12 protein-coding genes are annotated in these 10,407 nt (G+C 70.6%); 6 read left to right on the top strand and 6 right to left on the bottom strand.

All coding sequences use genetic code 11. The annotated features are described in order from the left end of the window. Positions 1 to 225 precede the first annotated feature (225 nt). Entirely contained in the window at positions 226 to 1,221 is a 996-nt protein-coding gene (locus ACFXBC_RS12655; protein ID WP_385022521.1) for an aldo/keto reductase, read from the bottom strand. Between the two features lie 256 nt (positions 1,222 to 1,477). Here ACFXBC_RS12655 and ACFXBC_RS12650 point away from each other — a divergent pair, with 256 nt between their 5' ends. After that, complete coding sequence (locus ACFXBC_RS12650) at positions 1,478 to 2,053, top strand: hypothetical protein (protein ID WP_385022518.1); 576 nt, start codon at positions 1,478 to 1,480, stop codon at positions 2,051 to 2,053. A 16-nt stretch (positions 2,054 to 2,069) separates the two neighbouring features. On the opposite strand, the gene ACFXBC_RS12645 is transcribed toward ACFXBC_RS12650, so the two are convergent. Then, positions 2,070 to 2,357 carry a hypothetical protein gene (locus ACFXBC_RS12645; RefSeq protein WP_385022515.1) on the bottom strand — a complete coding sequence of 96 codons (288 nt, stop codon included), beginning with the start codon at positions 2,355 to 2,357 and terminating at the stop codon, positions 2,070 to 2,072. A 375-nt stretch (positions 2,358 to 2,732) separates the two neighbouring features. On the opposite strand from ACFXBC_RS12645, the gene ACFXBC_RS12640 reads away from it, so the two are divergent. Both ACFXBC_RS12640 and ACFXBC_RS12635 read left to right on the top strand, forming a co-directional pair. Then, entirely contained in the window at positions 2,733 to 3,209 is a 477-nt protein-coding gene (locus ACFXBC_RS12640; protein WP_385022512.1) for a nuclear transport factor 2 family protein, read from the top strand. A 158-nt stretch (positions 3,210 to 3,367) separates the two neighbouring features. Beyond that, complete coding sequence (locus ACFXBC_RS12635) at positions 3,368 to 3,880, top strand: DinB family protein (RefSeq protein ID WP_385022509.1); 513 nt, start codon at positions 3,368 to 3,370, stop codon at positions 3,878 to 3,880. Positions 3,881 to 4,073: 193 nt separating this feature from the next. Here the strand turns inward: ACFXBC_RS12635 and ACFXBC_RS12630 are convergent, their stop codons facing one another. Both ACFXBC_RS12630 and ACFXBC_RS12625 read right to left on the bottom strand, forming a co-directional pair. Then, on the bottom strand, positions 4,074 to 4,559 hold the full coding sequence (locus tag ACFXBC_RS12630; RefSeq protein WP_385022506.1) for a hypothetical protein: 486 nt from the start codon (positions 4,557 to 4,559) through the stop codon (positions 4,074 to 4,076). A gap of 10 nt (positions 4,560 to 4,569) precedes the next feature. Beyond that, complete coding sequence (locus ACFXBC_RS12625) at positions 4,570 to 5,265, bottom strand: GDSL-type esterase/lipase family protein (RefSeq protein ID WP_385022503.1); 696 nt, start codon at positions 5,263 to 5,265, stop codon at positions 4,570 to 4,572. Between the two features lie 44 nt (positions 5,266 to 5,309). Here ACFXBC_RS12625 and ACFXBC_RS12620 point away from each other — a divergent pair, with 44 nt between their 5' ends. Next, positions 5,310 to 6,299, top strand: coding sequence for a WD40 repeat domain-containing protein (locus ACFXBC_RS12620; protein ID WP_385022500.1), 990 nt, complete (start codon positions 5,310 to 5,312; stop codon positions 6,297 to 6,299). A 21-nt stretch (positions 6,300 to 6,320) separates the two neighbouring features. Here the strand turns inward: ACFXBC_RS12620 and ACFXBC_RS12615 are convergent, their stop codons facing one another. Then, entirely contained in the window at positions 6,321 to 6,941 is a 621-nt protein-coding gene (locus tag ACFXBC_RS12615) for a Uma2 family endonuclease (protein WP_385022496.1), read from the bottom strand. Positions 6,942 to 7,077: 136 nt separating this feature from the next. After that, positions 7,078 to 7,953: a pentapeptide repeat-containing protein gene (locus ACFXBC_RS12610; protein WP_385022493.1), complete on the bottom strand. Its 876-nt coding sequence runs from the start codon at positions 7,951 to 7,953 to the stop codon at positions 7,078 to 7,080. A gap of 286 nt (positions 7,954 to 8,239) precedes the next feature. Here ACFXBC_RS12610 and ACFXBC_RS12605 point away from each other — a divergent pair, with 286 nt between their 5' ends. Together ACFXBC_RS12605 and ACFXBC_RS12600 are read left to right on the top strand one after the other, a co-directional pair. Continuing rightward, a complete protein-coding gene (locus ACFXBC_RS12605; protein WP_385022490.1) occupies positions 8,240 to 9,823 on the top strand; it encodes an MFS transporter in 1,584 nt (527 codons plus the stop codon). Beyond that, entirely contained in the window at positions 9,820 to 10,389 is a 570-nt protein-coding gene (locus ACFXBC_RS12600) for a TetR family transcriptional regulator (protein WP_385022487.1), read from the top strand. The genes ACFXBC_RS12605 and ACFXBC_RS12600 overlap by 4 nt, the downstream gene beginning before the upstream one ends. Positions 10,390 to 10,407: the final 18 nt, after the last annotated feature.

Below are 10,407 nucleotides of genomic sequence, written 5' to 3'. Positions count from 1 at the left end.
GGGCACGGACGGCGAGCTGTGGGTCCATCGGCGGCATCGCGCCGCGGCCCCCCCGCGGCCGCCCGGCGGCCCTCGGAGCGGCCAATCCGCCCGCGGGGCACGGGGCCCCGGGCCCGCGCCGCGCGCGCCCACCCCGCGCCCCCCCGCCCGGGAGCGTGCGCGGTGCCCATCAGGGGGCGTGCGGGCTGTGCGTACCTGCCCGCCCGGACGGATGCGCGTCCGTGCCTACCAGGCGAACGCCTCGGGTGACGGGCCAGGACCTGGGAAGATCTCGTCGACCCCGGACACCACGGACTCCGGCAGTTCGAGTTCGATCGCGCGCAGCGCCGAATCCAGCTGTTCCGATGTGCGCGGGCCGACGATCGGCCCCGTGACGCCCGGCCGGGTCAGCAGCCAGGCCAGACCGGCCTCGCCGGGCTCCAGACCGTGCTTGCCGAGCAGGTCCTCGTACGCCTGGATCTTCGCCCGTACGGTCTGATCGGCGAGCGCGTCCGCCGACCGGCCCGTCGAGCTGCGCCCGCTGCCGCCGTCCCGCTCCTTGCGGATCGCGCCGCCGAGCAGTCCGCCGTGCAGCGGCGACCACGGGATGACCCCGAGGCCGTACTCCTGCGCGGCCGGGATGACCTCCATCTCGGCGCGGCGCTCCATCAGGTTGTAGATGCACTGCTCGCTGACGAGCCCCACCGAGCCGCGGCGGGCGGCCAGTTCGTTGGCCTGGGCGATCTTGTAACCAGGGAAGTTCGACGAGCCCGCGTAGAGCACCTTGCCCTGCTGGACCAGGACGTCGATCGCCTGCCAGATCTCCTCGAACGGGGTGTTCCGGTCGACGTGGTGGAACTGGTACAGGTCGATGTGGTCCGTCTGGAGCCGCTTCAGTGAAGCCTCGACGGAGCGGCGGATGTTGACCGCCGAGAGCTTGTCGTGGTTGGGCCAGGCCTCCGGGCCGCTGCCCATGTTCCCGTACATCTTGGTGGCGAGTACGACCTTGTCGCGCCGCCCGCCGCCCTGGGCGAACCAGGTGCCGAGGATCTCCTCGGTGCGGCCCTTGTTCTCGCCCCAGCCGTAGACATTGGCGGTGTCGAAGAAGTTGACGCCCGCGGCGAGCGCGGAATCCATGATCGTGTGGCTGTCGGCCTCGGTGGTCTGCGGCCCGAAGTTCATCGTGCCGAGGACCAGTCGGCTGACCTTGAGTCCGGTGCGTCCAAGCTGCGTGTACTTCATGAGGCTCAGCCAACCCGTTGGAGTGCGCTCGAATCAAGGATGCGCGGGGCGGTCCGGGGACGACGCGCCGGGCTGACCTGCCCGCCCGACCGCCAGGCGGGCAGCCGTCCGTCGCGAACCCGGCGCTTTCGGGGGCCTGTTGAGCCCGGCGCCGCTCCGTGTCGGCCGTCGGCCTGCGCTCATCCGTGGAAAGCGGGGTAGACGCGAGGTCCGGCGGGCGTACGGGTGACGGCGCCCGGACAACAGGGGGTGGGGCATGACCGTACGAGCCGAAACGCCGGCCGGATCCGGACGGCACCAGGTGGGGTGGGGTCTCGGCGGGGTGGGCCTGATGGTGCTCGCCGGGGTGGCCGCGGGCGCCGTGGCGGCCCTGGGGTGGCCGATAGGGGCGAAAGTGGCTGTCTGGGTCGCCTTGCTGGCTCTGGTGGTGGCGTCGGTGTCGCTCTGGGTGCGGAAAGCGCAGCGCCGCTTGGCCGACCGGGTCGGCATCGAGCCGAAGCGGCTACGAGCGCTCATGAGAGAGATACGGAAGGAGCGGATCCCCGCCGACGAGACCGACCGGGAAGCCATGCGCCGCCTGGTGGGCGAGCAGCGCCGACAGCTCGACAGACAGCGGAAGCTGCGCCGCTGGCTCGGCCCCCTGCTGATCATGGTCTACGGAGGCAACATGGTCATCCAGATCGTCACGCACGGGTCGGTGTGGTCGGTGCTGCGGTGGCTGGTGATCGGATTGCTGGTCACGACTTCGCAGTACTGGGGCCCCCGCCGGACGGAGCGGAGGCTGGAACGGGTCGCGGCCCGGCTCGATCCGGGCGCCGGAGGACTGGTCTGACGCGCCCGGCAGGTGATCAGCGCTGCTGCTGGGGCTGCGAGGGCGCGGTCCGCAGGACTTCCTTCGCGTGGGCGTTCCACTCCCGGAGGGTGTCGGAGAGGGGTATGGAGCCTGGCATCAGCAGGGAGTCCCGGCGGTGGAGGATGGTCTTCGCCTCCGGGTCGCTGTGCAGGTTCTTCCAGCGCACCAGCTCCCCCGGGTCCATGCTGGTCTGCGCCGGGTCGGTGTTCAGGAGCCGCTCGATCTGCCCCGCGAGTCTGAGGAACTCGTGGTAGAGAGTGCTGCGCTCTTCGGCCTTCCCCATGCTTTCCTCACAGTTGAATCAGTGAACTCGCATTCTGTTCACACTATCCGCACATGGGTTCGGTGCGAAGGCCGGGCCGCCTTCTGTCTCCGAAGCGACACCGGAAAAGCTCGCGGGATGCGCCCCGGCCACCTCATGCGCGCCGGTTCGGGGACGGGTCGCCCGGGGCTCTGCTCACCATGGTGTGGCGGCGTATGAGTGCGCGGTGAGTTCGCGCTGAACCCGGGATGATTATTCCGCGCACGGCTCACGGGCGCGGGCCATCTCGTACGCGGGCCGCTCTGTACCCGGGCCGCTTTGTACCCGGGCCACTTCGTACACGGGCGCGCCCCATGGCTTTGACCTCAAGCGCAGTTGAGGCGACAGGATCGGTCCATGACGAGTCAGGCGGACCACTTCGAAATCAGTACGCTCATCAGCCACTACTTCGCCACCTTGGACGACCGTGAGTTCCCGGAGGGCTGGGCCCGTGCCTTCTTCACCGACGACGTACGGACAGCGACTCCGCTCGGCCCGTCCCGGGGCGGCGAAGTAGCGCGACAGACACAGGTGGCGATCGAGCGGTACGCCCGCACGCAGCACATGTCCTCGGACGTCCTGGTCCGGGCCGACGCCGTTTCGGGAGAGACCACGGCGAGGTGGAACGCGCTGATGAAGCATGTCCACCTCGACTCCACACTGCAGGCCCGAGGGGTGGACGCCCAGCCCGTCTTCACGGTCGGTGGCGTCTACCGGGCCGGACTGCGCCGCACACCGGACGGCTGGCGCATCGCGCACTTGGACATCACGCCGGTCTGGACCACCGGGACGCCACCCGACCTGCCGCAGGCCCCGCGGATGCCGGGGGAGTGAGGAGTTGCCGCGCGGCCACCCCACGTCCGTAGGTGCCGGGCCGTGGGGTTCCGGCCGTCGGCAGCCCCACGGCCGGACCGGCTGCCGGACCCGGCTTCCGGGCTGCCGGACCTGGCTGTGGGACCGGCCTGTCAGACCCGGATGGCAGGCTGGGGCCCATGACGAACACCGAACGGCCGATGCCGCCCCTGAACGCGGACGAGCGTGTGAACTTGGAGAGCTGGCTCGACTTCTACCGGGCCACGCTGGCCATGAAGTGCGAAGGCCTCACGGAGGAGCAGGTGCGTACGGCCTCCGTGCCGCCTTCTCCCGTATCGCTGCTGGGGCTCGTCCAGCACCTGGCCGAGGTCGAGCGGAACTGGTTCCGGCGGGTACTGACCGGCGAGGACGTGCCGGCCATCCACCCCGACGAGGCCGAACAGGGAGGGCACGACGGGGGGTTCGCGCTCACCGCGGACGGATCGTTCGAGACGGCCCGGAAGACCTGGGAGGACGAGATCGAACGGGGCCGCGCCAACTGCGCCTCACGGTCCCTGGACGAGACCGCTCCGTTCATGGGAGGCGAGGTGAGCCTGCGATGGATCTACACCCATATGATCGGCGAGTACGCCCGGCACGACGGACATGCCGACCTCATCCGCGAGCGGATCGACGGCAGCACGGGGGTCTGAGACTTGACGGTGTGAATCACGAGCGCTGACGGCTGACCGCTGACCGCGCGCATGATGATCCAGGCGCGGTAGGTGTTCTCACGGGCTTGTTGAGTGAGGCTCTCCCAGCCTTTGGCCGAGGCCGCGTCGGCGAACCGGACTTCCCAGTGTCCCTCCGGAGCAGGGGGTGCGGCACGGTCACCGCGCCCCGCTGTCATGCCGTCTTTCGCGGGTCGGGCGCCGCGCCGTAGTCCGCGTCGTGGTCAGCGGTGAGTGCGGCGAGCAACTCGGGGTCGGAGTGGACTTCCGCCGTGTGCTGCCAGGTGATGAGCAGTTGAGCGACCGATGTGTTGTTGGCGACCGAATCCGCTGCGCGCATCGTGTCGACCAGTTCGACCGCGAAGGCGTGGACGTCCGGCTCGGGCAGGAAGTGAACCCAGGGAAACGCGTCCGGCAGTATGTCGAGCAGCAGCTCCATACTGCCCGGCTCGCGCTGCGCCATCGCTGCCAGCATCCGGGTGGCTGCGGACACCACGGTCTGGTCCTGTTCGGCCCGGGCGGCCGTGGTCAGGACCAGATCCTCGCCGTCCCGGCGGTGCAGCAGCAGGCGGGGCGACTCCTTGAGGCGGGCAAGGGTCTGTTTGTTCTTGTTCACCAGCTCGGAGAAGTTCACGGCTGCGGCGGCGCCATCGATGCCCATGACTTTGAAACTAGCTTGAAAGTCGGGTCTCCGCCATCGCTCCCAAGGGTGACGCGGCGAACGGCCCGCCGAGCTCCCACCCCTGGTGCAGTGCGTCCGCGAAGGCGTTCGCCAGTTTTTGCTCGCCGCTCGGGTTGGGGTGGGTGCCGTCGTACGTGTCGGTGTGGATGTCGTACGTCTCGGGGCGCGAGGCCAGCAGAAGCGGTGAGCGCGGGGCGTCCAGGTCCGCGATCGCCTTCGCCAGCAGGACGTTGAAGTGGGCGACCTCCGCGGCGAACGGTGCGTCCGTCTCGGCGCGGATGTTCGGGATCACCGGGAGCATCACCACGCGGATGTGCGGATTCGCCTCACGCGCCTCCGCCAGGAAGTGGCGGGCGTTGAGCGCGGTCTGTTCCGCGTCCGTGTAGAAACCGAGGTCTATCAGGCCGAGGGAGACGAGCAGCAGGTCCGGTCGGTGCGCGGTCACCGTCTCGCGGATCAGCGGAGCCATGTGCTGCCAGCCCTCGCCCCACCCCGACAGATGACGACGGGCCTCGGCGGGGAAGGCGGGGTCCGCGTAAGCCGTGCTCGACTCGTACAGCGCGGTGCGCGGTCCGACGATCTCGCAGTCCTCACCCAGGTGCTGCCACATGCGGTAGCGCCAGGTGTAGTCGCCGGCCCGGCCGATCGTCATGGAGTCACCGACGAACATCATCCTCAGACGCATCCCGTCATCATCGCGGACGGTGCAGGGGTGGCAGTCTTGGGGGCATGCGTTCGCTTCAGTACGTCGCCGGGGCTGCGGCCACCGTCCTGCTCACCCTTGTCCCCGCCGTGCCGGCAGCCGCGGACGACGGCGGGTTCACGATCAAGGATCCCCGGATCACGGAGTCCAGCGGCCTGGCCGCCAGCCGGCTCCACCCCGGTGTCTACTGGACCCACAACGACAGCAGCGACGGCCCGTACGTCTACGCGGTGGACTCGAAGACCGGGCAGACCGTGTCCCGGGTCACGATGCGCGGGGTCGGAGCGCCGCGTGACGTCGAGGCGATATCGATCGGGCCGGACGGCGACATCTACGTCGGGGACATCGGGGACAACCTGGACGGAACCTGGGACCACGTCTGGATCTACCGCTTCCCCGAGCCGAAGCAGCTGAAGAAGGAAGAGACGGTCCGGGCCACGCAGTTCACCGTCAAGTACGCCGACGGGCCGCGCAACGCGGAGGCGCTGATGGTCCACCCGAAGACCGGCCGCGTCTACATCGCGTCGAAGAACCAGACCAAGGGCGGGCTGTACGTGGGGCCCGCGAAGCTGTCCGCATCGAAGACCAACGTCTTCCGGCGGATCGACGACGTGCCCTGGGTGACGGACGGCGCGTTCTCGCCGGACGGGAAGCAGCTGACCCTGCGGGGCTATCTGGGAGCGGAGTCGTACGACTGGAAGCCGGGCGGCGGACTCGGCACCGAGCACGAGTTGGGCGTGCCCTTCCAGGGGCAGGCCGAGTCGGTCACGTACACACCGGACGGCTCGGCGCTGATGATGGGCTCCGAGGGGGCGCAGAGCCGGGTGTTGCGCTTCCCGGTGGAGAAACCGAAGGGGTCCGGCGGCGGTAAGTCGGCGGCCGGGGGCGGGAGTTCGTCGGACACGGGGTCCGACTGGTCGGGCGGCTCTCCGACGGCGTGGGGCATCGGAGTCTTCGCCGTGCTCTTCCTGCTGTTCATGGGGGTGCGGCGGCTGTTCGGCGGGGGACGGAAGTGACGCCGGTGGCCCCGCCGGGTCTCAGTCCTTGGCCCGTACGGTCGTTCCGGCCCGGAGGATCGCGGCGACATCCAGCGTGACATCGCCGCCGATCGAGGCCGGGAGCGGGGCGTGCTGTCCGGCGGCGAAGATCTGGTGGCTCGCGTAGTCACTGCCGACCGGCTCGGTGAGGACGTGGACACGCTGGTGCTTGCGGTTCACGATCACGTACACGGGGATGTCGGCCTCCGCGTAGACGGACACCTTCGCGCGCAGGTCCTGGTTGTAGTTGGTCGATGTGACTTCCAGGACGAGACGGAAGATGACGGGGTCGTAGCAGTTGTGGGCGATGACGTGGGCGTCGATATCTGCGTCCACCACGGCGAGGTCCGGAATGACGAAGTCTTCCGCGCCGGTCGGTAGCCATACCCCTACGCCCTGGAGCACTTCGGTCTCCCCGTCGTCCAGGTTGGCTGCGATGAATGGACGCATGATCTTGGTCAGTGCGCGCGCATGGGGGGCGTCCGGGGGCGGGGTCACGGTGAGGATGCCTCCGATGATCTCAACGCGGTAGCCGGGCAGCTGCTCCATGAGGAGGTCGGCCTCTTCGAGCAGGGTCGGCGGCTCGCCGTCACAGGGGTGCTCGACTGCTGCGGCAGACATGAGGGCCTCCTGGTGGCTGGTGTCGAGAACATCATCGTAGGCCGGGTCGGCCGACCGGGCGGGCTTGCGAAACAGTCGCCCGTACGAGTGAGGGCGGGGTACGGGTTGCCGGTGGCCCGCTCCCTGCGCGCCCTCGTCACTCCGGCTTCGCGCCCCAGTGCTCCGGTCTGGTCAGTGACGGGGGCAGCCGGGTCGTCGTGTCGCCCCGGGCCGCGTTCAGCTGGGGCTGGGTGAGGAAGAAGGAGCCGGTGAGGTCGGCGCCGGAGAGGTTCGCGTCGCGGAGGTCGGCGCCGATGAGGTCGGCCAGGCGGAGGTCGGCGCCCGTCAGGTCGGCGGCTATCAGATAGGCCCCACGCAGCGTCGCCCCGCGCAGATCCGCGCCCCGGAGACGGGCGCCCATGAGGTCCGCGCCCCGGTGGTCCTTCCGGGCCGGGCGCTTGCGCCGCTTGTTCTTCTGCGGCCCGTCCTCCTGGTGCGCCGTCGCGCGGACCAGCTCGCTGGTGCGGAGCAGCAGTTCGTTGACCTTCCCCCGGTGCGCACCGACGTCCAGGGCGGCCAGTCCGTCCGGCCCGAGCCGGGCCAGCGCCCCGGTGGCTTCGAGGAGACCGCGCAGCTCGGGGTGGACCGGGGCGGCGGGCGCGAGGGTGAGGGCCTCGGTCAGGTACCAGAGCAGTTCGTGGAGCTGCCGTACGACCGGGAACGCGGCGAACATCCGCTGCGCCGAATCCGGCTCCTGCCGCCAGTCCCGGCCGCCGAAGGTGACCTGCGAGACCTGCTGGCCGGCGCCGAAGCAGTCGTACACCGTGCAGCCCTGGAACCCGCTGCCCCGCAGCCGGTTGTGGATCCCGCACCGGAAGTCGGACCGGAGGTTGGTGCAGGGCCGGCCCGCGTCCTTGCTGACCGCGAAGTCGGCGGACGCGGTGAAGGGGAGGGCGACACAGCACAGCCCGAAGCAGTTCGCACAGTCGCCGCTCAGCCGCGACTGCGGGCGGGACCGTATGTCGTCGGGCACGGGGCGGGTCTCCGGGGTGTGGGACGGGTGCGCTCTGCGGTGGGTGGGGGCGGTGCGGTGGTGGGCGCTGTGCGGCGCTTCGGGGCCGGCCCTCCAGCCCCTCAGTTTATGCGGTGGGGACCCCGAGGGCCCGAAGCCGCCGGGAAGCAGTCACCGGGCAGGCAGATCGTACGTATCGGGCCGACCCGCGCCGCACGCTACAAGCCGGCGTTTCGGTAGGGGTGCACAAGCGTTTACCCTGGGGTGAACACTTGTGCACCCCCTTGCCTCCCACGGAGAGCCGGTCATGTCCCCAGCCATACCCAGACCCGAAGCCCCCGCGGCCACCGGATCCAGCGCACCCGGCGAGGCCGGAGAAGCGCCCCACCCCCGGATGTTCGTGGGTGTCCTCGCCTTCTGCGGGGTCGTCGTCGCCGTCATGCAGACGCTCGTCGTGCCACTGCTGCCGCACATTCCGGCGCTCACCGGGGCCACCCCGTCCGCCGCCAGCTGGCTCGTCACCGTGACGCTGCTGACCGGGGCCGTCTGTACGCCCGTCCTGGGGCGGGTCGGGGACATGTACGGGAAGCGGCGGGTGCTGGTCGCCGCGCTGGGGGTGCTGGTGGTCGGATCCGTGCTCTGCGCGGTCAGTTCGCAGATCGGGGTGCTCATCGCCGGGCGCGCGCTCCAGGGGGCCGCGCTCGCCGTCGTACCGCTGGGCATCAGCATCATGCGGGACGAGCTGCCGCCCGCCCGGGTGCTCTCGTCCGTCGCGCTGATGAGTTCCACGCTGGGGATCGGCGCCGCCGTGGGGCTTCCGGTCGCCGCCCTCGTCATCGAACACTCCGACTGGCACACCATGTTCTGGGCTTCGGCCGGGCTCGGGGTACTGGACATCGTGCTGGTGCTCGCCGTCGTACCGGAGTCGCCGCTGCGTGCGCGCGGACGGTTCGACGCACTGGGGACGGTCGGGCTGAGCGGTGCGCTGGTCTGTCTGCTGCTCGCCACTACGCAGGGCGGCGAGTGGGGCTGGGGGTCGGCCCGGGTCGTCGGGCTGTTCGCCGCGGCCGTCGTGATCGGTCTGGTGTGGGGGTGGTACGAGCTGCGGGTCGCGTCGCCCATGGTCGACCTGCGGGTCTCCGCCCGCCCCGCGGTGCTCTTCGCCAACATCGCCGCGCTGCTCATCGGCTTCGCCTTCTACGCCAACTCCCTGTCCACCGCCCAGATGGTGCAGGAACCGAAGAGCACCGGGTACGGTCTCGGCGCCTCCATCGTCGTCGGCGGGCTCTGTCTGCTGCCGGGCGGGCTCTCGATGGTGGCGCTCTCCCCGGTCTCCGCGCGCATCTCCGCCCGTTACGGGCCCAGGGTCACGCTCGCGATCGCATCGGGTGTGCTGGCCGCCGGGTATCTGGTGCGCTTCTTCACCAGCCACAGCCTGTGGCTGATCATCGTGGGGGCCACGGTCGTCGCGTCCGGCACCGCCCTCGCCTACTCCGCGCTGCCCTCGCTCGTGATGCGCGCGGTCCCGGTGAGCGAGACCGGAGCCGCCAACGGGCTCAACACCCTGATGCGCTCGGTCGGTCAGGCCTTCTGCAGCGCCGTGGTGGCCGCCGTGCTGGCCAACGTCACCTTCCGGGTCGGCGGCCACACCGTCCCCACGCTCCACGCGTATCTGCTGGTCTTCCTGATCGCCGCGGGCGCCGCGCTCGCCGCGCTGGTCGTCACGCTCTGTATTCCGGGGCGCCCGGCCGGAGCGGCGGACCCGGCCGGCCCGGTCGGTGCGGCTGATGCGGCCGGCCCGGTCGACGCGGCCGGTTCGGACAACCGGGTCGACGCGGCCGGTACGGTCGGGGAGCGAGGTCCGAACGTGCTGGTCCAGGAGGATGCATGACCGTCGGCGGTACGGAGACCACCGGCTCCGGCGGGACCGGGCGTGACGCGATTCTGCTGGCCGCCCGGCGTGCGTTCACCCAGCGTCCGTACGCCGAGGTGACCATGCGCGGCATCGCGGCCGACGCAGGCGTGAGCGCCTCGCTGATCGTGAAGCGGTTCGGTACGAAGGAGGAGCTGTTCAACACGGTCGCCGACTTCGGGTCGGCCGCCGATGAGCTGTTCGACGCTCCCCTCGGTTCGCTCGGCCGGCACCTGGTGCTCGCTCTCGTACGCAGCCGCCGCGAACGGGGGGCCGATCCGTTGCTGCGAGTGGTCTTCTCGCTCGGCAACCGGGACGAACGCTCCCTGCTCAAGGAGCGGTTCCGTGAGCAGGTCACCTCCCGGCTGGCCGCGCGCCTCACCGGCGACGAGCGCGAACTGCGCGCCGAGCTGATCGCCGGCCAGCTGCTCGGGATCGGTGCGGCGCTCAGCCTGCACCGGCCGGGCGCGGGCGAACTGGCCACCCCCGAACGGCTCGCCGACCTCTGCGGCCCTGCGCTCCAGCGGCTGATCGACGGAGCGTGAACCCCGGGCGCCGGGGCA

Origin of the sequence: Streptomyces sp. NPDC059398 (assembly GCF_042751845.1) — a bacterium.
In the GTDB taxonomy this organism is placed as follows: Bacteria; Actinomycetota; Actinomycetes; order Streptomycetales; family Streptomycetaceae; genus Streptomyces.
This window is presented reverse-complemented; position numbering and strand designations above follow the sequence as displayed.